19 protein-coding genes and 1 tRNA gene are annotated in these 22995 nt (G+C 55.1%); 3 read left to right on the top strand and 17 right to left on the bottom strand.

Translation table 11 applies throughout. The features are described from left to right. The 10 genes from VKV18_RS13885 to VKV18_RS13840 all read right to left on the bottom strand — a co-directional run. A partial coding sequence (locus VKV18_RS13885) for a diguanylate cyclase (protein WP_324204784.1) occupies positions 1 to 1386 on the bottom strand: 1386 nt, incomplete at its 3' end. Between the two features lie 120 nt (positions 1387 to 1506). After that, positions 1507 to 3930 (bottom strand): sensor histidine kinase, encoded by a 2424-nt coding sequence (locus VKV18_RS13880; RefSeq protein ID WP_324204783.1) that lies wholly within the window; start codon positions 3928 to 3930, stop codon positions 1507 to 1509. Between the two features lie 11 nt (positions 3931 to 3941). After that, on the bottom strand, positions 3942 to 4955 hold the full coding sequence (locus tag VKV18_RS13875; protein ID WP_324204782.1) for an ABC transporter substrate-binding protein: 1014 nt from the start codon (positions 4953 to 4955) through the stop codon (positions 3942 to 3944). 144 nt (positions 4956 to 5099) lie between these two features. Next, entirely contained in the window at positions 5100 to 6182 is a 1083-nt protein-coding gene (locus tag VKV18_RS13870) for a hypothetical protein (protein ID WP_324204781.1), read from the bottom strand. A 23-nt stretch (positions 6183 to 6205) separates the two neighbouring features. Then, a complete protein-coding gene (trpS, locus tag VKV18_RS13865) occupies positions 6206 to 7258 on the bottom strand; it encodes a tryptophan--tRNA ligase (RefSeq protein WP_324204780.1) in 1053 nt (350 codons plus the stop codon). Between the two features lie 231 nt (positions 7259 to 7489). Then, the gene (locus VKV18_RS13860; protein WP_324204779.1) at positions 7490 to 8149 is read right to left on the bottom strand and encodes a site-2 protease family protein; all 660 of its coding nucleotides are present in this window, start codon (positions 8147 to 8149) and stop codon (positions 7490 to 7492) included. A gap of 15 nt (positions 8150 to 8164) precedes the next feature. Then, positions 8165 to 9523, bottom strand: a complete 1359-nt coding sequence (lysA, locus tag VKV18_RS13855) for a diaminopimelate decarboxylase (RefSeq protein WP_324204778.1) — start codon at positions 9521 to 9523, stop codon at positions 8165 to 8167. Positions 9524 to 9670: 147 nt separating this feature from the next. Then, entirely contained in the window at positions 9671 to 9853 is a 183-nt protein-coding gene (locus VKV18_RS13850; protein WP_324204777.1) for a hypothetical protein, read from the bottom strand. A gap of 43 nt (positions 9854 to 9896) precedes the next feature. Continuing rightward, complete coding sequence (locus tag VKV18_RS13845; protein ID WP_324204776.1) at positions 9897 to 10754, bottom strand: prepilin-type N-terminal cleavage/methylation domain-containing protein; 858 nt, start codon at positions 10752 to 10754, stop codon at positions 9897 to 9899. Between the two features lie 16 nt (positions 10755 to 10770). After that, positions 10771 to 11805, bottom strand: coding sequence for a LacI family DNA-binding transcriptional regulator (locus VKV18_RS13840; RefSeq protein ID WP_324204775.1), 1035 nt, complete (start codon positions 11803 to 11805; stop codon positions 10771 to 10773). Between the two features lie 229 nt (positions 11806 to 12034). Between VKV18_RS13840 and VKV18_RS13835 the strand changes: the two genes are divergently transcribed. Then, the gene (locus tag VKV18_RS13835; protein ID WP_324204774.1) at positions 12035 to 13105 is read left to right on the top strand and encodes an ankyrin repeat domain-containing protein; all 1071 of its coding nucleotides are present in this window, start codon (positions 12035 to 12037) and stop codon (positions 13103 to 13105) included. A 15-nt stretch (positions 13106 to 13120) separates the two neighbouring features. Here VKV18_RS13835 and VKV18_RS13830 read toward each other — a convergent pair whose 3' ends face one another. The 4 genes from VKV18_RS13830 to VKV18_RS13815 all read right to left on the bottom strand — a co-directional run bounded on the left by VKV18_RS13830 (position 13121) and on the right by VKV18_RS13815 (position 17791). Next, positions 13121 to 14800 carry a CRTAC1 family protein gene (locus VKV18_RS13830; protein WP_324204773.1) on the bottom strand — a complete coding sequence of 560 codons (1680 nt, stop codon included), beginning with the start codon at positions 14798 to 14800 and terminating at the stop codon, positions 13121 to 13123. Positions 14801 to 14852: 52 nt separating this feature from the next. Next, the gene (locus VKV18_RS13825) at positions 14853 to 16559 is read right to left on the bottom strand and encodes a tetratricopeptide repeat protein (RefSeq protein WP_324204772.1); all 1707 of its coding nucleotides are present in this window, start codon (positions 16557 to 16559) and stop codon (positions 14853 to 14855) included. Between the two features lie 31 nt (positions 16560 to 16590). Further along, complete coding sequence (locus tag VKV18_RS13820) at positions 16591 to 16839, bottom strand: hypothetical protein (RefSeq protein ID WP_324204771.1); 249 nt, start codon at positions 16837 to 16839, stop codon at positions 16591 to 16593. Between the two features lie 100 nt (positions 16840 to 16939). Next, entirely contained in the window at positions 16940 to 17791 is an 852-nt protein-coding gene (locus tag VKV18_RS13815; RefSeq protein ID WP_324204770.1) for a DUF1559 domain-containing protein, read from the bottom strand. A gap of 429 nt (positions 17792 to 18220) precedes the next feature. Between VKV18_RS13815 and VKV18_RS13810 the strand changes: the two genes are divergently transcribed. Together VKV18_RS13810 and VKV18_RS13805 are read left to right on the top strand one after the other, a co-directional pair. Next, positions 18221 to 19369 (top strand): serine hydrolase domain-containing protein, encoded by a 1149-nt coding sequence (locus VKV18_RS13810; RefSeq protein ID WP_324204769.1) that lies wholly within the window; start codon positions 18221 to 18223, stop codon positions 19367 to 19369. Positions 19370 to 19412: 43 nt separating this feature from the next. Beyond that, on the top strand, positions 19413 to 20597 hold the full coding sequence (locus VKV18_RS13805; protein ID WP_345786424.1) for an aldo/keto reductase: 1185 nt from the start codon (positions 19413 to 19415) through the stop codon (positions 20595 to 20597). A 15-nt stretch (positions 20598 to 20612) separates the two neighbouring features. Here the strand turns inward: VKV18_RS13805 and trxB are convergent, their stop codons facing one another. From trxB to VKV18_RS13790, 3 genes are all read right to left on the bottom strand, one after another. Then, positions 20613 to 21605: a thioredoxin-disulfide reductase gene (trxB, locus tag VKV18_RS13800; protein WP_324204767.1), complete on the bottom strand. Its 993-nt coding sequence runs from the start codon at positions 21603 to 21605 to the stop codon at positions 20613 to 20615. An 18-nt stretch (positions 21606 to 21623) separates the two neighbouring features. Then, positions 21624 to 22781 (bottom strand): lytic transglycosylase domain-containing protein, encoded by a 1158-nt coding sequence (locus VKV18_RS13795; protein ID WP_324204766.1) that lies wholly within the window; start codon positions 22779 to 22781, stop codon positions 21624 to 21626. Positions 22782 to 22859: 78 nt separating this feature from the next. Next, positions 22860 to 22951: transfer RNA gene (locus tag VKV18_RS13790), tRNA-Ser, on the bottom strand. Positions 22952 to 22995: the final 44 nt, after the last annotated feature.

The raw sequence follows: 22995 nt of genomic DNA, 5'->3' as shown, positions 1-22995 counted from the left end.
GGCGTCGGCAATGGCCATAATGCGCCCAAGCAGCGGAATCTCTTCCCCTTTCTTGCCATAGGGGTAGCCCTTGCCATCCCATCGCTCATGATGGTGGGCCACAGCATCGAGGATGTCGGATAGGTTAGGCAAACCGTGAATAATAGCGGCAGACAGAGAGACATGGGTTTTCATGATCTCATACTCTTCATCGGTAAGCTTGCCCGGCTTGCGTAGAACCGAATCCGGAACCCCTATCTTGCCCACATCGTGCAACAGTCCTGCCACACGAACGATCTCGCAAACGTTCTCCGACATGTTCAGGGCTTTGGCCAGTGTGAGCGCATATTGGGTCATGTGTTCGGAGTGGGCACGCGTGTAGCGATCTTTTCGATCCACTGCCGTTACCAAACCGTCCAGCACCGAGTAGGCGGTTCTGCCGAGGTCGTCCCGATTGGGATCGTCATCTAACACATATAGGCTCACGCGATCACCGCCATCCCGCTTGCTTTCGTAGAGAGCGGCATCGGCAGCCGTGATCAGCCCGGCGGGGCCAAAGCCGGCTGTGGCTGTGTCGGCGATGCCAAAACAGAGGCGAATAGGTAGCCGATTGCCCTCAGCCGTATGCAAGGGGTTTTCAATGATCTGATGGCGAATGCCTTCGGCAACCTCCATCGCCTGTGCCGCCTCAAGACCTGGTAATATCACCATAAACTCATCTCCACCGCAACGGCCGAGAAACGCTTCACGTGGACAGCAGTTTTGGAGAATGCCCGCAATATGCCTAAGAGCGGTATCGCCCATAAGGTGCCCGTAGGTATCGTTCAGCCGCTTAAAATCGTCGGCATCCACCAGGATAACGCTCAAAGGCTGCTGTTGTTCCAGAAGTTCCTGCAGCTTGCCATGAATGGTGCGATGGTTCAGCAGGCCGGTAAGCCCATCGGTCTGTGCCATACGGGCTAACTCTTTGTGAGCCTCTTCTAGCTCGGCTATACGTTGCTGTAGTTCGGCCACCAAACGGGTGTTTTCGGCACGCAGGTATTTCCGTTCCAAGGCGCGGTCTACCACCGCATTCAGCTCATTGATATCGTCCAAAGGCTTTAGCAGATAATCGTAAACGTTGCCGGTTTTAAAGGCCTCCACTGCATTTTCTAGATTGCCGTGCCCCGTCAAAATAATAAACTCGGTATCCGGCGCGATCTCGGCGGCCTTCGCTAAAAGCCCCATGCCATCCAGTCGTGGCATTTTCATATCCGAAACCACCAATTCAAATCGCTCTTTTTGTAAATGCTCTAAAGCCACCATGCCATCTTCGGCCAAAGTTACCTCATGGCCTGCACGTCGCAGTTGTCTACTTAACAACATGCGCAGCCCCTCTTCATCATCTGCTAGAAGTATCTTCGCCATCGTCTTTTCCCCTGATTTCGTTGCATTCTCATTTTTTCAATGACTTGCAGACCAATCCTTTGCGTAATGCGTTGAGCGCGTAGAATTATCGGTTTTTTTGCGGGCGAGGTTTATATTGCCCTAGGCCGCCTCTTGCATTCCTTGTCGAGCCTCTTTTGGAATGGGCAGCGTGATGGTAAACACAGCGCCTCCATCGTTGTGAAACTCTATCCCGCCTTGATGGCGCTTAAGAATGCTGTGGCTTATCGAAAGCCCTAACCCCGTTCCCTTCCCTGCCTCTTTCGTGGTAAAGAATGGGTCAAAAATATGGGGTCGCACATCGTCAGGTATTCCAGGGCCGTTATCTCGAAACTCAACGATCACTCGGTCACCCTCAACTTTTGAGAGAATGGTAATGAGCGCATCCGGCCTTCCCTCAAGGGCGTCACGTGCGTTGGTAATGAGGTTTAGAAATACCTGCTCTAGCTCGTTAGCATCGCCTAGAACAGAGGGAAGGTTGTCGGCAAGCTGTAGGTCTACTTCCACATTGTGCGCCTTTAGCTGCGCCCCTACTAAAATGAAGCAGTTTCGTACGACCTCGTTCACATCCACCAGGGTGAAATCGGTTGTTCCCATTCGACAGAAGGTGCGCAGATGCCGAATGATTTTCACCATGCGCCCCGTCTGCCCTTCGATGATCTCGAGGTCGGCTCTTATCTCTTCAGGGAGGCTCTCGTCGGCGATAATCTGCTGGGCGATGCCGCGAATAATGGCCAGAGGCTGGTTCAACTCGTGAGCTACCCCTGCCGAAAGCGTTCCGAGCGATGCCAGTTTAGCCGATTGCACCAGTTGACCTTGGGTTTCCCGCAGCTCACTCTGGCCTTGTTGGAGGGAAGTCGTCATCGTATTGAAAGCAACGGCAAGCTCCCCTATCTCATCCGGGCCATCCTCTTCCACACGCTTATTCAGATCTCCCTCTGCAATGGCCGCCGCTGCCTGCGACAACCGAACCACCGGGCGTACAATGCGATTAGCCGTTAGAAGCGCAGCCAAACCGGTTATCAAGCAGGAAAGCGTCGTAAGCACAACGGCAAGTAGAGAGAGACGGCCATCGGCGCGTCGCTGGGCCTGCACCGTTAAAGCCCGTGCCTTATCTGACATCTGATGGGCAGTAAGCGCAACGGCCTGGCTCATCTGCGCGCGGCTCTGCTGCATAGCCAGCTCGGTTTGCCGCTGAATGCCTTTTTGCAGCGCCACAAGATGCGTCCCTGTTTGGATACGCGCCTGCTTGGCCGTATTTTGGAGGGCTGCCTGAGCATTGTGCTGCATAGTGCTGCCCGCTTCACGATTGATGCGTGTCAGCTTTACTTCAAGGTCGTTAGTTGCCTTTTTGGCCACCTGCGTTAACAGTTGCTGGGTTTGCAAGTCCACGCTGTTGGCCGCCTGGTCGAGATCGGCTTTCAACGCCACAATGGGCTGTACGGCCTCTGAACGCGGCACAACGGTTACGACCCGCCAGTTCAGCATTGGCAGTGTGGCCTCGGCGGTAAGCGCATCCGAGGGCACCGGATGGGGCTGTAGAAGAGGCTGGCCGCTCTCATCGAACACACAAGCGAAACCGGTGGCCCCGATTCGCGTGTTGCGGATCTGGTTCCAAATGTCTTCTAGGGAATAACGTGCTGCCAACACTCCCACCACATGTCCTGGGTAGGACTCTAGCGGCACGGCGATGCGAAGTGCAGGAACTCCAGGCTCCGCATCCTCTTCTGCCCCGCCGATGAAAGTGTGATCTTTAAGCGCTTCGGCAAACCATGAGGCTTTGGCATAGTTCCCCAAATCGGCACTTGTGATAAGCCTATCGGCTGCGGATGCGGTGATCTCTTGCCCTTGAGGTGTGATGACACTTACACGCAAAAACCCGGGAATACGACGGGTTAGCGCGTCGAGCTTGACTTTTCTATCCCTATCGCTCTCCGGCGACATGTCTATCATCTGAGAGGTAAGTCGCAAAAACTGAGGGGCAGCGTGAAGCACATCCTGTATTTGATTGCTGATGTCCAGAGCACGCGCTTGAATGATCTCTCGATTCAGCGCCATCATAGCCCGTTCCACATTGCCGCCGGCTTGCCTTTGAGCCTCCTGCACCGTGTGGTGTAATAGCGCCTTGGTTTTATCGCCCACATGCAGCAGAACATCCCGTTGTGTCGTCACGGACTGACGCAAGGCCGTAGCAAGCGCCTTTGAACTGGCGTGGGCATACTCCTCGGCCGCTTGGTGCATGGTATCGGCCTGAAGCTTCAGAAGCTGCTGACTGATGGCCTCGATGGTCGCCGCAGAGGTCGCCTGTGTTTTATCGCTGGATTCCTGAATGGCTCGGCTGCCAAGCTTCTCAAACTGTTCGCCAGCCTGTTGCAGCATCTCCTGGTTGATGCGACGCATCGTGTTGCCCGTCCACAAAATCTGTTCATGACCAAGGCGTTGCAGGGCCAGCACCGTAATAATCAACGGAACCGCCGTGAGAATGATGAACTGCCGCATGAGCCTTCGCGCCATTTTGCTACGCATAAGCGATTCTCCTATCTTTCCGAATCGATCACCTCATCGGCGAGGTGAAGCACATCGTTTGGAATCTTAATTTTCAAAGCCCGCGCCACATCGAGGTTAATGCAGAGCAGGGCCTTGCGCGGCCCTCGAACGCGCATCTGCTCGATCTTCTGAGAACCACTAAGTAGGTAACCGGCCAGTTCGCCGGTTAGTGCGCCCTCATCTTCGAGGTCGGGCGAGAGCGCCACCAACGCGCCGGCATGTACAGTCGCACTCGACAAACCCAACACGGGCAGATTGTGCGTATGCGCATAGTTCAAAGTGGCCTGCAGGGCTTGTGGGCCACTGGAGGCTGGGTCGGCAATCGTCCAAAGCGCGTCCACTTTTCCATCTAACGATTGCAGGGCCGCATCGGAAGGGTCTCCGTTCTTCACCGCAACCGTCACCAAAGTGATGTGGAGTCGCTGGGCATCGGATTGTGCCGCACCAAGAAACGCCTGTGACACCGGGTCGCCCTGCGTATAGAGAACCCCCACACGGCTAACCGACGGATCCACCTGTAAAAGCGCCTCTAACTGTTTGCCTGGGCTTACCAAGAGGGTAGTGCCACTAAAGTTTGTGCCCGGAGCATCCAGCGACTTGACCACCCCAAGTGCCACCGGGTTCAGCACCAAAGTAAACAACACCGGCACATCCGGGTGAAGAGCGGCTGTTTCCACCGTCGCATCGGTTCCCAAAGTAACGATGAGCTGTGGATGTTGCTTTAACGCCTGTTCCAATCCAACATTTTTTTGATCGGTATCCTGCGACCCGGCCAGAGAGATAACCGTTACTTTCGTCCGTATGTTCAACGCCTGCTCCTGCTGTTTCAAGCTTTGTAGAAAGCCTTTTTGGGTGGCATCATAAAAGGCATTATTACTGCTCCGAATCATCAGGACAGGAACGATCGGCACCGGGCTATCCTCGAAGTCCGACGCTTTGCAGTGCACACAGAGACAGAGGCAGACCAACCAGAAAACTCTTGCCGCCCATGCCGAACCTTTCAACGCCGATTCCCTTCCCGATGAACAATTTGGAAAGCGCCCATAGAATACGCAAGAAATATTGCCAGGATTCGGCTTTTTATTTAGAGGAAAAGTCAAAAAAGCGAGGCGTGGATGACCTGCGAGGAGCTACTTACCGAAGAAACTCTACACCGAAGCGTCGTGATGAACACGAACCACCATATCAAAAGGAATCAGAGTTCCGCCCTCCTTAGGACGCACATCGAAGTGAAAGCGCACCACATCCGTAGAGCGGCCTGCACCATCTACCGGAGCTATCCAAACCGCTCCATCCGGTTCTTGCAGAGGCCCCCCGGAAGAACCGAGCGAGTACATGGGGGTGATGCTGCGTTCGGGAGAGATGAGCGGAAAGCCATAGGGGTCTAGAATAGAGAGCGGGTTACGTGCCGGAGGCCATGCCGCAGGGCTGCGCTGTAGGGAAAAGGGGTCGGCAATGGCCGTGGTCAGCACGTTGGAAGCCGCAAGCTCACCACCCACGATCTTTAGGTGAAAGGTGATCTCGTTTCGGCCCGCATCCGGGTCGGAAAATTGAGGATCGCTAAGGCGCACATGGCTCAACATTACCGTAACGCCTTGGCGCGTTTGTACGACAGGGCCGTCAGGCACCTCCGTAGCCGGTGGAAGCTTGCGGGCATAGTGCGGTAAAGAGATAAAAAAGCGCATCGGCTCAGAGACGGGAAACGGTGGATCGGGCGGGGCGGGCATCCACCGCAAGGTGCATATCAGCTCGCTGGCCGCATGATCGTAGCTCGGTAGGTAGATGCCGATGGCATGCGGCAAAATATCGAGGAACCCATGATAGGCTTGGCCAAAATTATCTAGAAAAGCGGTCCTCCCCACTCGATGACATACGAGGTCGGGATGATTGGGTATTTCGCTTTGATACCCTAGCCAAAGCTCCAGGCTTCCGGGGTTGGCCTGATAGCGGCTCACAAAAAGATGGGGTTTTTGAAACCAGGGCAGATGATGACGGGCGAGCCACTTCGTTAAGGGATCTCCGGTTCTCAGGGTTAAGTTGGGGCCGTAGCGCACCCCCTCTATCCACGCATGAACGAAACCTGGGTCTTCTTGTGATTGTACGGCGCGTTGTTCTTGGCGAAAGGCAAAGAAAAAGAGGCCGACGAGTCCCATCGCGAGGCCGAGGAGCAGAGCCACCAACCAGAGTGTTTTGCTCTTATTGGTATCGAGCGTTCTAGGCGTCGAACACATTTCCATTTGACCTCTCTACCTCACTACGCAAAATGGAGGGCAGCACGCACAAGCCGCATGGTCTGCTCGGCAAAATCTCTCGCGCGTTCTGCACCCTCCACCAAAATGCGTTCAAGCGCGCCGGGGTCGGCCAACAGTTCGCGCCTACGTGCACGCATCGGCTCCAGGTAGGTGTTGAGAATGTCAATAAGTTCGCGTTTATTTTGGACGCAGCCCCGGATGCCCGCCCGGTCTTCTTCCCAAGAGGTTCGATAGCCTTCTGGGTCGTAAAGTTTTCGTAACTGGCACACCGCACACTGCTCTGGCACGCCGGGGTCGGTTTTGCGAATTTTTGTGGGTGTTGTGAAAGCATTCATAATTTTTTTCGCCACCGTATCGGCATCGTCGGCAATATAGATGCAGTTATCGTACGATTTACTCATTTTGCGCCCATCTAGCCCAGGAATCACGCCGGTCTCTTCTCCAATGAGGGCCTGCGGCTCCGGGAACACCTCGCCGTACAGCCGATTAAACCTTCGCGCAATCTCGCGACATATCTCTAAATGGGCGGCCTGATCCTTGCCCACCGGCACCGCATGGGCGCGATACAGCAAAATATCTGCCGTCATCAACACGGGGTAGCCCAACAGCCCGTAGGATATCGACTCGTCCCCTTCTCCCTTTTCCTGCAGGAGTTCGCGCTTCTCTTTAAAGGTGGGCACGCGCTCGAGCCAGCCCAAAGGAGTGATCATTGAAAGCAGCAGATGCAGTTCAGCGTGTTGTTTGACCTGGCTCTGAAGAAAGATAGCCGTCTTTTTGGGGTCTATCCCTGCAGCAATATAGTCGGCAGCTACTTGGAGGCAGGCCTTACGAATCTGCTCCGGCTCCTGATAGCGGGTGGTAAGGGCGTGCCAATCGGCAATAAAGCAGAACATGTCGTACTCATCTTGCAGGCGCACCCAGGTGCGCAAAGCTCCTTCGAGGTTTCCTAGATGAAGAGCTCCTGTACCCGTGGGCTGCATTCCACTCAGAATGCGTTTTCTCGTTTCTGTCTTTGTCGCCGGCGGTGTGAACATACCGGAGTGCTCTGGTTTCACGCGAACCGATCTCCTTCTAAACCAATATTATATTGAAGTGAAGTCTCCTCACCCCCAAGGGGTAGGGCTTCCAAGTTCATCTAGAATTGCCGACTGTGTGCGTCTTGCAGATATTTTTCAGATTGGGTAGGGAACCGGGCTCTCATCCCCGCCCACGAGGGGCAGGGTTTTCCCGATACAGCCATACATCCTCCATTAAAATTTACGCTTTCGACTCTGGTTGAGGTGCGCTCAGCCCAGCCCCACCACAACTCCCACCAGCCACTGTGTTGGCGGGCCAACGATCCAAAAGATGACCTGTGGCGCCACAAAAGCGATGAGTAGGAGGATCATCATGCCGTAGCGACTCATCGCTGAGGTATAGCGCCAAGCAAGTTGCGGTGGTAGAAGCGCTCCCAAGATTTTGGATCCATCCAACGGTGGTAGCGGTATGAGATTGAAAAACATCAGGCTAAAGTTCACCAGCACGAGAGTCAATAGAAACCGTCCTCCACCGGTTGCAAGCCAATCTTCTGGCCGTGAGGTCAGTGTGAAGCGCAGAATGAGGCCACCAACCACGCCTAAAAGCAGGTTCATCAACGGCCCGCAGATCGCTACAATCAGCATGTCCCGACGAGGGTTACGAAAGTTTCTCGAATCCACCTGAACCGGTTTTCCCCACCCCAGCCCGATGCCTGCGTTCAGCACAATAAAGATCATCAGCAGGCCCAGAGGGTCGAAATGCCTATCGGGACGTAGCGACAGACGGCCCTGGCGCCGTGGCGTATCATCCCCCAAACGATCCGCTGCGAGTGCGTGCCCGAACTCATGCAGCGTGATGCTGAGGAGAATCACCACCAGCTCGATGAAGAACTGTTTGGGGTTTTGAAATAGCAGCCACTCGCCCGGCATGTTTCGGCCCCAACTTCACTCTGCTAACTTTTGCGCCAATACCGGCCGATGTCGGCGCAATCTCTCCGGAATACGCTCATGCCGGAGGAGGTCTTCGAGCTGTTGACGCTCCACAATCAGCTCCGCATCGCCTTCATGCACCAAAACCATCGCCGGGCGCAAGAAACGGTTATAGTTACTGGCCATTACGAAATTATAGGCGCCGGTGGTCTGCACCGCGAGGATATCGCCTGGGCGCGGCTGCGGCAGTTTCGCGGAGGGGATCAACGTATCGGTCTCGCAGTGCTTACCGGCAACGGTAACGACGGCCTCTGCCGGCTCATTGGCTCGGTTGGCCAGCAGGCACTCATAGAGCGCTTCGTACATTTGCGGACGCGGGTTGTCCGAAAGTCCTCCATCAACCGACACGTACGTGCGCCTTCCGGGAGGCTCTGAGATGGGCACGGTTTTAATGGCGCCCACTGTGTAGAGCGTGATGCCTGCCTCACCAACCAGAGAGCGCCCCGGCTCCTGTTGCAGAATAGGGTACGGCAAGCCGGCAGCATCAAGAGCAGACTTCAGCGTAGAGACTACGGCCTCGGCGAACTCGTCGTAGGTTGGCGGGCGCTGCGCCTCTAAATAGCGCACTCCTAGCCCACCGCCGATATTCAGAACTTCCACGTTCGCTCCTGTCTCGCGAACCACATTCTGCATGGTTTGCACCATTATTTGTACGGCCTCCACGTGGGTTTCCACATCGAGCAACTGCGAGCCGACATGGCAGTGAAGGCCTCTGAAGCGCAATTTGGGCGTATGCAGCACACGCCGAACGGCTTCGAGGGCTGAGCCATCGGAGATGTTAAAGCCAAACTTCGTATCTGCCTGGCCGGTACGAATGAGGCGATGCGTCTTCGGATCGACTCCCGGAGTGGCCCGCACCAACACGGCAGCTTCTGCCCTGTGCGCTTCGAGGAGTTGGGAGAGAAGTTCAAGCTCATAGAAGTTATCCAGAATAATAAGCCCTACCCCGGCTCTCAGGGCAGCCTCCAACTCCTCTTTGGACTTATTGTTGCCATGGAGGGAGATACGCTCGGCAGGAAATCCGGCCTGCAGGGCTGTGTAAAGCTCGCCTAAAGAGGCCACGTCCATGCCGAGGCCCTCCTGGTCTATAATGGCGGCGATGGCCAGAGTGAGTAAGGCTTTGCCGGCAAAATAGATTTCATTTTTAGGGTACCGGCTCTCGAAGGCCGCCCGATAGGCACAACAGTTTGCCCGCAACGCCGCCTCATCTATCACATAAAGCGGCGTACCAAACTCTTTGGCCAGTTGTACGGCGTCGCATCCACCGATCTCCAAATGTCCTTGCGCGTTAATGCGCTGAGTTCCTAAAAGCATCCTTCTCTCTCGTACTGAAAGTCAGACTATCATTCTACCATAAGGCACGGCTTTCCCGAACTGATAAGAAAGGGAGCCTCTATCGAGGCTCCCCCAACATGGAGATATCCATGGAGCATCATGTAACAGAACAGGTTAGATTGGCGCTTAGGGGCTAGAAGGCCCGCGTTGACCTCCTTGTAAGTCTCTTTGCAACACCGCCGGCATCTTTCCACTGCCCTGTGCCGCATTAGGAATCCCGTTGGCATTGATGGCCGTGGGCGAGCCTGGCGGCTGCTGTGGTGGGGCCGAATGGCATCCACTTAGGGCCAGCCCAGCAAGCACAGCCAACAGAATACCTCTTTGTATTCGTTTCCCTATAGCCAGCATTTTTCTAGTGACCGCTCCATTCCGGCACCTGGCTGGCGGCTTGCAGCACCGCTGCTTGCCCAGGCCAGTTTGTGCCTGTGCCATAGCCGTTCGGCCCGTAACAGTCCCAATAGTCGTTACGCAGCGCCTGAAGAGCCTGGACGGCTTTTACATGGCCATCGAAGAAGATAAAGTCCACCATGCCTCCCATATGGCCCTTAATTACCGACCAGGGTTGACCACCCCATGGTGTCCCATCGGAGCGCACCTCGTAGGCAGTATATTCGGCGTGGATATCGGGGAAGATAATGCGGGTCTCGCCTATCATAATGGTGCTTGCCGGTTGCTGCAGCAGCGCAATGGCACCGGAAGCGTTATTGTAGCTGGCAGGCCAGAACTGCACGTTGGGGCCGGTTTCGTTGACGCCCGCATCGTCGTTGACGGCATAGGAGCGCGGGTAGCGCGTGGTCTCGTCACCGGGCTGGCCAGGGCCTAGCCCCCACGCTTTTGAGGAGGCCCATGCCGTGGTGTTATCGGGGCACTGAAAGGCGCCACCATCACCGGAACTGTTGTAGGTCTGCCCGTTGTTGTAATCGCGCCCCCCGTTTTTGATGTAGGGGTAGACGAGGTCTTTCCAGATCAGCTCTTTGGGCGTGAAGATGGGGTGGTTGTTGTCCACAACGCGAACGAGCGGAGCGCGCTCATCGTAGTCTTGGAAGTACATCATCATGGCCAGGCCGATCTGCTTCTCGTTAGAGATACAGGTAATCTGTCGTGCCTTAGCCCGCGCTTGGGCAAAGACAGGGAACAGAATAGCCGCGAGTATCGCAATTATTGCGATTACTACGAGCAATTCAATGAGCGTGAACGCTTGTTTTTTCATAGCAGTCTCCCTAGTGTTAGTTGTTTTTATGCAAAGGAGGTGCGGTTGAGTTGCGCACCACCAATTCGCCTAAGAGTCGTTTCGTCGTGCCATGCGGCAGCTTCTCTTCAATGAGCGCAAGCAGCAGCTTCACGGCCTCGGCGCCGATTTGGCGCAACGGAAACCGCACGGTAGTTATGCCGCGCTCTTGAGCTTCAGCATAGTCGCTAAGCCCGACGATAGAGATATCTCGTGGAATTTGCAGGCCGGCCTCTCGCAGGCGGTCGTAGGCCCCAGCGGCAAGTCGGTCATCCTGACAAAAGATGGCCGTTGGGCGGCGGTAGGCCGGCATTTGCAGCAGTTTCTCTGCATTCTCTGCACCTGCCCACTCCCAGTATTGCCCACTCCATACATAGGCCGGGTCGTAGGGCACTCCCCAGGCCTCCAGCTCTTTTCGGTAGCCTTCCGCGCGTTGGGCACTGCTAAGGAAGGCGGCATTGCCGCAGAACATGCCGATGCGGCGATGACCGAGCTGCAGCAAGTGAGAGACCGCCAAACGAGCGACGGCCACATTATCCACGTCTACCGTTGAGAGCCCCTCTTGCTCTCGGCTATCTCCCACGAGGAGGAAGGGCACCTCATGCTTTTGAAGCTGTTGAAGGAAGGGACTTTGAACAAGCGGGATAAAAACGAGAAGCCCATCGCAGGAACCATCGCAATAGATGGGAATTTTGGAGTAGGCGTCATCCCAAGTGTCTTCGGCAAAGATAACGGTTTTTTGATGATGCCGTTTGTTCATATCGAGAATGCCATCGAGCACGGGGCCGACATAGGGATCGGAGGTAACGGAGGGCAGATTGTGGCAAATGATAATGCCGATAGAGTTCATCCGTTTACCCACCAGCCCACGCGCCACAGCACGAGGGTGGTAGCCTAGTTCCTGAGCAACTTGGCGCACGCGCTCTTGAGTGGCCGGAGCGATATCGGCGTAGTTTCCTCCATTAAGCACTTTGGAAACCGTGCTTGTAGAGACCCCGGCGGCGGCAGCCACATCACGAATAGATATCGGCACCTATCGCACTCCGTGAAGCATTTCGTTGCATGAAACTTCTTTCCGAAAACGTTTTCATCTCTCATTATAACACACAACTCCCCAAATGTCAAGAATACAATTTCTTCGCTGTAGAAAGATAGCTGTCTCACATTGCCAGGGCTTGGGAGCCACTGCTGAGCCTTCTCCTCTTTGCCAAGTCGCCGTTTTTTGGGTAGTATAATCAAGATGCAAAATAGGATTTACTGGAATGCATGCCTCACAAAGCAAAAAAATCGCCAGAAATTTTTGGGTTGTCACCCTTCTTCTCTTAGGAGCGGTGCTCCTCTATGCTCTCTACCCTCGGAAAGTACCACCCAACATTGAGGAGCTTATTCTCGTTAACGACGTCAACGGAGTCGCTCAGGCCGTGCGCGCGTACCCGTTTCTTCTCAACGCGCCCGATTTCCGGCTGCGCACCCCTCTTCTACAGGCCGTTCTTGATGGGCGTAATAAGATTGCCGAGAGGCTTATCGCCGACGGCGCGAATGTGCAGGCCGCTGATTATGAAGGGAGAACGCCCCTTCATGCCGCAGCTTCCACAGATGCTGCCGATCTCATTCCCCTCCTCATTGCCCACGGTGCAGTTGTAGACACCCCAGATAAGGCGGGCAAAACACCACTTCATATGGCAGCGCTTGGCGGCCTGCAGGCCGTGGACGCCCTCTTAAAAGCCGGAGCGAATGTCAACGCACAAGATCGGATTGGAGAGACTCCGCTGCACCTTGCTGCCGATATGGGCTATACCGCCATTGCAGCAAAGCTTCTTGCAGCTGGAGCCGATGTCAATGCGATGGACCATTACAACACCACCCCACTTCATCGCGCTGCAGTGCATGGTCATGTCACTATGGCTGCTCTCTTGATCGCCCACGGCGCGCACATCGAAGCGAAAGATAAGCAAGGTTTCACCCCCCTCATCGTCGCCGTACAAAGCGACCATCTCGAAGTTGCGAAGCTCCTCCTCGCCAAAGGCGCCAACGTGAATGTACGGGATAATGCCATGGCAACTCCCCTTCTCCATGCAGCCTTTGTAGGCGATGTCGCCATGGCGGACATATTGCTGAAGCACGGGGCCTCCTTACAGGTGAAGGACGGTGAGGGGGATACCCCGCTGCATCGAGCCGCGTATGAAGGCCATCTCTCTATGGTGCGCTGGCTTATAGCCCATGGAGCCAATATCAACGCATTGAACAACCTTAACCAAACCCCACTTGCTATGGCACGGCAACAGGGAAATGCCGATATCGTTGCGTTCCTAGCTCAGCATGGTGGCAGATAGTGCCTCAGCCTATTGCTAGGCTCTCTGCCGCTCTCCCTCACGAAGAGTGACATATCTGTCTACCGGAATTTGAGTGAAAGTGTCCTGATGGCCACTCGGCCAATGTACAGTGATATTTACCGGTCCGTTCCAATCTCCCAGCCCAACATGTACGCGCTTGTCGGAAGCCGATTGATAAGACCCATCCGTATGACAATGGCGTAACAGTCTTCCTTGGGAAGTCTCTATGATGAGCAAAGCGCCTAAACCGTCGCGGTTGCTTTGGGTTCCCTCCAAAAGAATGCCAAGCCAATGATGTGTATTGGTCGTTATGTTGTGCATGAGCAGAGGTACCCCTTCGCTGTCTACAATGAGAATGTCCACCTTCCCATCGTTGTCGTAGTCTCCAACTGCAAGTCCCCTTCCTACAATGGGTCGCTCAAAAGCAGGACTGGCCACCCGCGTGACCTCTGTGAAGTGTTGTCCTTGCTCATTATGAAACACCGCACAGGGCTGCCGATAAGAGGCGGTTTTATCCACTTCAGCTATGGTATCTTGCACATGACCGTTCGTGAAGATGAGATCGAGCCATCCATCGTTATCCGCATCGAGCCACTTCGCAGCGAAGGCTACGTACCGCATAACACTTGGAGCCACACCGAGCATCGTGGACTTATCTACGAACAGGCCGCTGCCCTCGTTATGATAGATATTTTTCACCTCACGCTCGAAGGTAGCCACGACCAAGTCTAGCCGCCCATCGTTGTCATAATCACCCCAATCAAGGCCCATGCCGGCGTGCACGTGCCCCTCAGAATCGAGAGCTACCCCTGCGATGGAGGCCACATTGTGAAAAACTCCTTCCGAAAAGTGCAGCAAATCCCCAGGCATCTCATCGTTGGCAATAGCAATGCTTTGATGCCCCGATCCATCGTAGTCGGCACATGCGATGCCCAGCGCTTTCCCCGACGTAACGCCGGACGAGATCGGCGGCGTGATGTTATGAAAACGATTGCCTTCATTTTTGAAGAAAACCGGATACTCCGGTTTATAGTAGCGCGGACCGCAAGCGCCCATCACGCCGTTAAAATTGCAAAGTTGTGGGTTAACATGAGGTCCGAATCGCACATAGTTTCCGATCACGAGATCGAGCCGGCCATCGTTGGTTAACTGTACAAACGCGGCGGAACTGCCCCATGGTTGAGGGGGTATCCCCATATCGACACTGACATCGAGAAAGCCCTTACCTCCTTCATTGTGCAAGAGAGCGCCACCCCGATAGGCAGAAAGATAAACATCCACATAGCCATCGTTATCGAAGTCTCCCACTGCACAGCCCCGAAAGTCGCCCTTCAACTTATGCAGCCCCAAATCCCGCGTGACCTCAGTGAAACCTCCTTTCCCATCGCCTTTGTAGAGCGCTAGCTGAGGCCCGACAAGAAGGATATCCAGATTGCCGTCGTTATCAAAATCTAGGAAGGCGCAACCGTTTCCTATCGTCTGCAAGATATTTAGGGGACGAGGGCCAGGCACAGCCCAGCGATAGCGGATGCCCGCCTGTTGGGTTACCTCTTCATAGTGAAAGGGCGCATCTGCTTTTGCAGGCGCACCGGTGCCAACAGCGGAGATGTGCCGAGAAAGGGAACAACCTCCCATAGTAAGCCCACCGCCGAGTAGCAACAAAAGATCGCGGCGTGAAAGTTCACATCGTCTCATCGAAACCTCTTCATCGTCTGTATTGGTATAGCAAAAAGCAAAGACCGATTCTTTAGCGTCTATTCAGCGGTTGTGTATTGAAGGTTGCGTGCTGCAAAGCTTGCAACCCCTGCAAAGCCTTCGCCCGATTGCGTTCTAGAAGTTCGGCGGCCTCAAGGTAGTTCTGAGCTTTATCGGGTTCGCCCCCGCTCAGGTAAAGCTCGGCAAGCTTACGATAGAGCATACTCTCTTCAGGGTGCTGCTGTATGGCATCTTGCAGCGCTTTTACTTGTGCCAGATAGCGGGTCAGATCGGCAGCGCTTCGCTCGGCAGCCTGCGCCTCACGAATTCGCCCTGCCTCATGGCACGCACGTGCCAAAGCGATCGTTGCCGCCACATCGTGCACATCCCGCTTCAGTGCGCCCTCTAAAAAAGGAATGGCCTGTTCGGGCTTTCCCTCCTGTTGAAGCAACCGCCCTAGCGCTGAAAGCATAGCCGAATTCTGTGGCTCCAAATTCACAGCTACACGCAAATCGCCTTCGGCCTCTTGCAGGCGAGCCGGGGTGACGTTATACTCTTGCAGCGTTATCGCTAGCAGAAAGTAGGTTCGTGCCTCGTAAGGTGCATCCTGTAGACGACGCCGTAGCACCTGCTCTGCCTCGCGGTAGTGATAGGTTGCCCGAAGCGTATCGGCATAGTGCGGATAGAAATCCGTACGATTAGGTGCGAGTTTTACAGCCTGCTGATAGGCTTGCAGGGAACGTCCCAGATCAAGCTGTTGGTTGAAATAGGCTCTTCCCAGCCCGATCCAGGCATCAGGATTTTTAGGATCGAGCGCCACGGCCTTTTGAAAAATATCTATAGCCATTTGCAGAATGTGCTTATCCAACGCGACCTGGCCTAGCCCTAACAGAGAGGCCAGATCGTTTGGATGTGCTTTGAGGCAGGCCTCGTACTCTAAGCCGGCCTTTCCAACCTCTCCTTCATGAAAAAGCGCATCGGCAAGATCACGATGAATGCGCAACGAGTTGGGGGCAAGACGATAGGCCTTTCGGAGTACGGCCACCGCCTCAGCATAGCGTCCATCTTTGAGCAAGGCCTCGCCCCATAGACGCTGGACTGCCGGATTGTTGGGCTGCTGCAGTGCCCACGCTTTTCGCGTGGCATAACCGCTACGCTCCGGAAAGCAGCGCCCATACCAATCGGCGAAAAGGTTCAGAAAACTTCCCTTGGTATAGCGTGCCACAAGGCTATGAGGCCCTCCAGGCGAGATGGTCGCAGCCAAGGTGAGCGGGGAAGTATCGGGCGGCAGAGCACGGCACCGCTGAACGGCAGACTGCAGCAAGGGGGCATCTTGAGGATGCTGCATTCCCGCCATAAGGACGGCCCAAGCCAGATTTCCTTCGTTACGTGCCGCTTCGGTCGCCGCCCAAGTGAGCCATAAGTACGGGTTATCTTCTCCAACGGAGACGGCCTGTTCCAGATGGCGTGCAGCGGCATCATATTGACGGGCTTGGGCCAGTCTCGCACCCAATAAGGCCATCAAAGGACTATCGTAAGGCCTTTGTCGAGCCGCTTTTTGGAGATCGGACAGATAGGCTTCGGAAAGCCACGTCTGGTGCCAGGCGCGTAGGCAGAGCGTGCTGAAGCCAATAAGTGCTACCAGACAAAGCAGTCTAACGAGATAACGAACGTTTCCCCGAAGCCTTACATCTCCTTGAATGGCCGTTTTATCGGAGCCTACGGGTTTTCCTGTAATCGCGGCCTTTGGCTGGCTCATCGTCCCGCTTTTGTACAGATAGGTTGGGGCATCAGGGCTTCGTAGGTGGGGGGCTTGAGCTAGGAGCCGTTGTGTTCGGAGGGAGTGCCTGCCCTTTTTGTTGCAACTGCTGCTCCACTTGAGCACGATAGGCAGGGGGTGCCATGTTGAGATATCGCATGGCGCTCGGAGGGATATGCGATTTATCCATATTGACCTTCGCCTTTGGAGGTCCTCCACAGCCGACGAGCAAGGTTAACCCTAGAAGAGCACACAGTTCTAGACATTTTCTATAAGTCATCTTGGTCGCTCCTTTCGTTAAAAGCTTTCATTATAAGACCTTAGGGGAAAGAGGCGGTGTGAGAGATCACACCGCCCCTCTGTTGAATGAGCGAGCAGAATTACGGGCTGAACGTTTGGGTTGGCTTAACCCGTTTGAACAGCCAGAAATCATCGTGACGGACATCGCCCCAGCGCATCACCTTTACGTGTCCATCTGCGAAGACGTAGTTACCTTGGTTACGATGGCCTTTAGAGGGAACAGTGCTATTGTAGGCGCCGCTACAAGGCCCGTTGTAGGAGTCAACAGGAGCGACGGGTGGGAACTGCCTTCCTGCTAATTTAGAGGTATCGCAGCCGGTGAACAGATCTCCCCAGGGGCTACCCACCATCGCATCGTTAGCGGTGCCGTTATCAATATTGCCTGCGTAGGATTCCACAATTGCGATCGTCTCTGCAGGGCGATCAATACCGGCAATGGAATAGCCCTGTCCCCAAGCGCTCATACCCGTATTGGGGTCGGCGTTCCCGTTATTGGTAGCATCCCCTTGATAGGTGTTGATGTTACCGACGTAGCCATAAGATCGTGGAATTTGCTTGGCCGCATAACTCCCATCCCAGAAGGCGCCGATCCAGCTGTTATCTCTTCTAATCGCGTCGCTAGGGCAAGTCCACAGTTGGTCGTTTTTAACATAGGGCATCAGTTGCATTTCGAAGGGAATGGGGAAGGGGCTCCAGCCTCCCCCGCCGTTAATGGGCGGAATGTTGGCAAAGGCGGTGGGCATGATCTCATCGTAGTCTTGCACATACATGGCCAAGGCCAACCCGATCTGCTTCTCATTGCTCAAACAGACCGCTGCGCGAGCCGATTCACGCGCTTGGGCAAAGACAGGAAAGAGGATCGCCGCCAGAATCGCGATAATCGCGATGACGACGAGCAATTCGATTAAGGTGAAACCCTTTTTCTTGAGCATTTTCGTTTTCCTCCTCATCAGTTTTCTAGCATAGTTTGATGACCTAATAGGTCATTGAACGAAGAGTTGAGAGACTGCTCGATTCTGTTCTTTTTATGTTCCTGTTACATCCCCCCTTCCTTTATTTCACTGACTAACACATATTACATAAATCCCTGTAAATCGCAGATTGGGCCTATCATATTCTGTTCTTTTTCTATATTATAGAGTATTTTTTCTGACTTGTCAAGTCCTCTTTAGTCAAAGGAGATGCTCCTACATGCCTTCATCTGGGAGATCGCTTGCAAAAGAGAATAAGAAAAGTAACCCCTAAGCTTCCATCTATCCTCTACAAGAACGCCCATATGACCTACTGCTCGTATATCACACCAAACACAAGGATCAAGTATAATTAACCCGATAGCCGATACCCAAACCCATCGAGCCATTATGAAACTGTTTTTCTTTAGCCTGGTGACCTTAGGGACGGTCTGCTCGAATCTACCTGGGGCGATACCGCCTCCGCCCTCCTTAAATAACCTCCTAACCCCCATTCAGACGCAATACAACCTTCCCGCCCTGACCGGCTGCATCGTCACCTCCAAAGGTCTCTTTGCCGTCGGCGCCGTTGGAGTGCGTAAGTATGGCAGCGAGGTGCCTGTTACCTTAAACGACCCATTCCATCTAGGTTCCGACACGAAGGCGATGACCGCCTTTCTTGTTGCCCGTTTGGTTGAACAGGGCAAGCTTCAATGGGATACGACGCTCTCTACAGTCCTTCCCCAACTCCTCGCTCAAATGCAACCGGCTTATCGGGGCGTTACCATTCGTATGCTTCTGGAACATCGTAGCGGGTTTTCTGCGGAAAGCTGGCCCCCCGGCCAAACGTTTCAAAGTCTGCACCATCTCCCCGGCACCCCTATGGAGCAACGGCTTGCCTACGCCCGCATGATCTTGTCCGATCCCCCTGTGCACACTCCCGGCACCACCTTTCTCTACTCCAATCGCAACTACGCCCTTTTAGGCGTCATCCTCGAGCAGATCACCCATACCCCTTGGGAAACGCTCATCACCCAAAAACTCTTTCGCCCGCTTCACATGAACACAGCCGGGTTCGGCGCCATGGGAACTCCAAACCATCTAGATGCCCCATGGCAACACGTGCTCGGCTCCGATGGGAAACCGGTTCCCATTCCACCCGGCCCCCTTAGCGATAACCCCGACGTCATCGCCCCGGCAGGAAAAGTCCACTGCTCCATAGAAGATTGGGCTAAGTTCATTGCGTGCATTCTGCGCGGGATGGAAGGTCGCGACGGACTTTTGAAGGCCACAACCTTACAGCAGCTACTTGCCCCTTCCCCAGGCAGCAGCTATGCGGGCGGATGGATCATCACCGATCGTTCCTGGGCTGACGGGCGCGTCTACACCCATGCCGGCAGCAACACGATGAACTTCTGCGTGGCATGGGTGGCCCCAAAGCGTGATTTCGCCGTGCTCATCGCCACCAATATCGGCGGAGATCGCGCAGCCGAAGCCTGCGATGCGGCAGCCAGCGCTCTCATCCGCTTCTACCTGAGTTCGTCCACTCCCTCAAAATAGACCGAATTTCGACCTAAGGAGACACACGTTGCCAGAGAAACCTATGCGTTACCGACGTTTTGGCCGTACGGAGCTTTCGATGCCCGTCTTCTCCTGCGGCGGCATGCGATACCAACACAAATGGCAGGACGTGCCGCCCGAAGAGATTCCGAGCGAAGGACAGGCCAACCTCGAAGCCACCATCCATCGCGCCCTGGAACTCGGCATCAACCACATCGAGACGGCGCGTGGCTACGGCACCAGCGAGATGCAACTTGGATGGGTGCTTCCGAAGCTGCCTCGTGAAAAACTTATCGTGCAGACCAAGGTGGCTCCGGCCGAGAACCCGGCGGATTTCCTCCAAACGTTCGAGCGATCTATGGCCTATCTTAAACTGGACTATGTAGACCTACTGGCCTTTCACGGTGTCAATAACGACGCCTTGCTCGATCAGGTTCTTCGCAAGGGCGGCTGTTTAGAGGCGGCCCGGGGCCTGCAACGCGACGGGCGTGCGCGCTTTATCGGCTTCTCCACCCACGCCCCCTGTCGCGTCATCCTACGCGCCATTGAGACCGGCGAGTTCGACTACGTGAACCTGCATTGGTACTTTGTTAACGAGCAGAACTGGCCGGCCATTGAAGCCGCCGCGCGTCACGATATGGGCGTGTTCATCATCTCCCCATCGGATAAGGGCGGGATGCTCTATCGGCCTCCGGCCAAACTCATTGCCCTGTGTGCCCCCTTCACCCCCATGCAGTTCAACGATCTCTTTTGTTTAGCTCGCCCTCAGGTGCACACCCTGAGCGTGGGGGCCGCTTGCCCTACCGACTTCGACGAGCACGTGGCCGCCCTCGACTTTTATGACCGGCTGCCGGAGGCCATCGCTCCGGTCGAAGCACGCCTGCGAGCAGAACTAGAGCGTGTTGTGGGAAGCGACTGGGCGAAGGGATGGTGGCAAGGGATTCCGGAGTACCATGAGGTTCCCGGTGAGGTTAACGTTATGGAGATACTGCGTCTTTGGACCTATGCACGCGCCTTCGATCTGGTGGAATGGGGGCGGATGCGCTATAATCTGTTGGGCAACGGCGGGCACTGGTTTCCCGGAAACAATGCCGCCTCTTTCGATGAAGCCCGGCTACGTTCGGCTCTGGCGCAAAGCCCCTTTGCCGATCGCATTCCACAAATACTGCGCGAAGCCCACGCGATGCTTCAAGGAGAGGCGCAGAAACGCTTAAGCCAAAGCGAGTGATCAAGTCCCTAATGCTTACCAATCGGGGCTGGTTTGGGGCATGGCATCGCCTTCTTGTTCGAGAAGGCGTTCTGCTTGAATGGCGGCCATACACCCCGATCCGGCGGCAGTAACTGCCTGCCGATACTCATGATCCTGCACATCGCCCGCTGCAAAAACCCCGTAGACGCTCGTACGAACGTCGTGATGCGTTCGTATGTAGCCGTTTTCATCGAGTTCGAGTTGTCCCACAAAGAGGTCGGTATTCGGTTTGTGCCCGATGGCCACAAACAACCCCGATACGGGCAGCTCACGCCGCTCTCCCGTCTTTACATTCCGAAGGGTGAGACCGGTCACTCTTTTTAGAGCCGGGTCGTGCACGCGCTCGACCACCGAATCCCAAATGAACTCGATTTTAGGGTTGCTGAAGGCGCGTTGCTGCATGATTTTGGAGGCGCGCAACGTATCTCGCCGATGGATAACGGTAACTTTTGTGGCATGGTTGGTGAGATAGATGGCCTCTTCCATGGCCGTATCTCCGCCTCCAACCACGGCCACCTCCTTGCCTCGAAAGAAAAAGCCGTCGCAGGTGGCACAAGCCGAGATGCCGGCCCCACCGAGGCCGCCCTCCCAAACCGGTTTTTCTTCTGGCAGGCCAAGCCACTTCGCCACAGCGCCCGTGGCGATAATCAGCGTTTTGCCCTCATAAACCGTGTCGCCGACCCACACTTTGAAGGGGCGTTGCGAGAGGTCTACCTTGGTGGCCAAATCCTCTACCAACTCAATGTTAAAACGAAGCGCCTGTTTGCGCATATTCATCATCAACTCCGGCCCTTGAATGCCGTCGGCAAAGCCGGGGTAGTTCTCGACTTCGGTGGTGATCATCAGCTGGCCGCCGGCACCGGGCAACTCTTGCCCACGCCCTACGCCGCCATCAATGAGAAGAGGACGGAGATTGGCTCGACCAGCATAGATGGCCGCCGTATAGCCTGCCGGCCCCGAGCCGAGAATGATCACTTTATGCAACATTTTCCCTTCCTAAAGAGGTCATGGGGTTGAACCGGTGCCGCAGAGTTGGTGAAAGTAGCGCAACACCTTGCGAACATAGTCCTGCGTCTCTTTATACGGCGGAACCCCCCCATATTTCTTCACAGCGCCGGGGCCGGCGTTATAGGCCGCCATAGCAAGCCGAATCTGATCGTCGCTAAGCGAGCCATCGGGAGCAGCGTAGGCTTGATAGCGGTCCAGGCACTCTCGCAACTCCATCACGCCCCCCCAAATGTTCTGTGCAATATCGTAGCCATCGGTTAAGCCGTAGCGCTGCACCTCGTCCGGCATTAGCTGACAAAGCCCCATGGCGCCTTTGTTGGAGGTGCATTTGGGGTCGAAATCCGACTCGGCGATAATCATGGAGACGGTCAACCGTGGGTCAACCTGCAACTGGTACGAGTCGGTCAACAAGCAGTAGGTAATAAGGCCCACATCTCTATCGGATAGAGAGGGGTTGCGCGAAGCGATATATTGGAAGTAGGGAAGAAACAGGGGGCGAAGTTCGGGCGGCATCGCGGCCGTGTAGACGGCCGTTTGAACGCTAGCATCTCCCTCCACGGCAAGAGGCGCTCGCACCTCGCCACCACGAGCGGGCATACTTCCTCGTAGATCGGGCGGCAGTGAGCGACGGAAGGCCTGTAGCCATTGGGCTTTATCCCACATCTTCTGCAGTTTCTGCGCCTCGGCTCGCGTTTTGGCGTCGGTTAAGGCGGCCTCTACATCGTCCTCCAAAGCGGCAGCAAGCACCTTATATTTGGGGATGTTGGAATCGGCATCGAGCGCTTCCACCCGCAAAAGCACGCGAATGGTTGCCGCACCGCCCATATCCTGCAGCTCGTTGAAAAAAGTCCTCTCGTTGGCAGGGACGTTGAGAGAGATAGGGTCATTCAAATCGTTTGTTGGCAAAAGCAGCACAGTTACGTTATTGCCGCCGCCGGCCCACCCCATCACTTTTCCCTGCACCTCCAGTGTGCACCCTTCATAGCGGGCCGGATCGGCTTCGACCTGTTTCGGGTTAAGCCCGGGATTGTAGTGGGCACGGGCACGCAAGAGCAGATAGTGGGCACCGTCGCTGGCTTTGGCGCTTTGAAGGTTCAAAAGGCCGCTCCAACCGACCCACAGGAGAACGAGGAGAACTGTTTTTCTTGGTGGCATAGACCGCTGTTCCGAGCAAGCTGCTTTAAAAGGGAAACGGCACAGCGGATAAACTGTGCCGTGAACAGTGCTCTAGAGCGGAGAGACCGGGATTCGAACCCGGGGTAGGGGCAATACGCCCCTACAACTGATTAGCAGTCAGCCGCTTTCGACCACTCAGCCATCTCTCCGTACGTGCTTTTATATTGTATCACAATCCACAGAAAATTGCAAA

This window comes from Chthonomonas sp., from assembly GCF_035294505.1.
Taxonomy (GTDB): domain Bacteria; phylum Armatimonadota; class Chthonomonadetes; order Chthonomonadales; family Chthonomonadaceae; genus Chthonomonas.
The sequence above is the reverse complement of the archived record's forward strand: the minus strand, read 5'-3'. Positions and strand labels throughout refer to the sequence as shown.

What these genes read in the sequence shown, in the direction of transcription:
- VKV18_RS13880 (WP_324204783.1), bottom strand. Translation starts at nt 3,930, where the DNA reads ATGCGTAGCAAAATGGCGCGAAGGCTCATGCGGCAGTTCATCATTCTC.
- VKV18_RS13870 (WP_324204781.1), bottom strand. Translation starts at nt 6,182, where the DNA reads ATGTGTTCGACGCCTAGAACGCTCGATACCAATAAGAGCAAAACACTC.
- VKV18_RS13860 (WP_324204779.1), bottom strand. Translation starts at nt 8,149, where the DNA reads ATGCCGGGCGAGTGGCTGCTATTTCAAAACCCCAAACAGTTCTTCATC.
- lysA (WP_324204778.1), bottom strand. Translation starts at nt 9,523, where the DNA reads ATGCTTTTAGGAACTCAGCGCATTAACGCGCAAGGACATTTGGAGATC.
- VKV18_RS13845 (WP_324204776.1), bottom strand. Translation starts at nt 10,754, where the DNA reads ATGAAAAAACAAGCGTTCACGCTCATTGAATTGCTCGTAGTAATCGCA.
- VKV18_RS13835 (WP_324204774.1), top strand. Translation starts at nt 12,035, where the DNA reads ATGCATGCCTCACAAAGCAAAAAAATCGCCAGAAATTTTTGGGTTGTC.
- VKV18_RS13830 (WP_324204773.1), bottom strand. Translation starts at nt 14,800, where the DNA reads ATGAGACGATGTGAACTTTCACGCCGCGATCTTTTGTTGCTACTCGGC.
- VKV18_RS13825 (WP_324204772.1), bottom strand. Translation starts at nt 16,559, where the DNA reads ATGAGCCAGCCAAAGGCCGCGATTACAGGAAAACCCGTAGGCTCCGAT.
- VKV18_RS13820 (WP_324204771.1), bottom strand. Translation starts at nt 16,839, where the DNA reads ATGACTTATAGAAAATGTCTAGAACTGTGTGCTCTTCTAGGGTTAACC.
- VKV18_RS13815 (WP_324204770.1), bottom strand. Translation starts at nt 17,791, where the DNA reads ATGCTCAAGAAAAAGGGTTTCACCTTAATCGAATTGCTCGTCGTCATC.
- VKV18_RS13810 (WP_324204769.1), top strand. Translation starts at nt 18,221, where the DNA reads ATGAAACTGTTTTTCTTTAGCCTGGTGACCTTAGGGACGGTCTGCTCG.
- VKV18_RS13805 (WP_345786424.1), top strand. Translation starts at nt 19,413, where the DNA reads ATGCGTTACCGACGTTTTGGCCGTACGGAGCTTTCGATGCCCGTCTTC.
- trxB (WP_324204767.1), bottom strand. Translation starts at nt 21,605, where the DNA reads ATGTTGCATAAAGTGATCATTCTCGGCTCGGGGCCGGCAGGCTATACG.
- VKV18_RS13795 (WP_324204766.1), bottom strand. Translation starts at nt 22,781, where the DNA reads ATGCCACCAAGAAAAACAGTTCTCCTCGTTCTCCTGTGGGTCGGTTGG.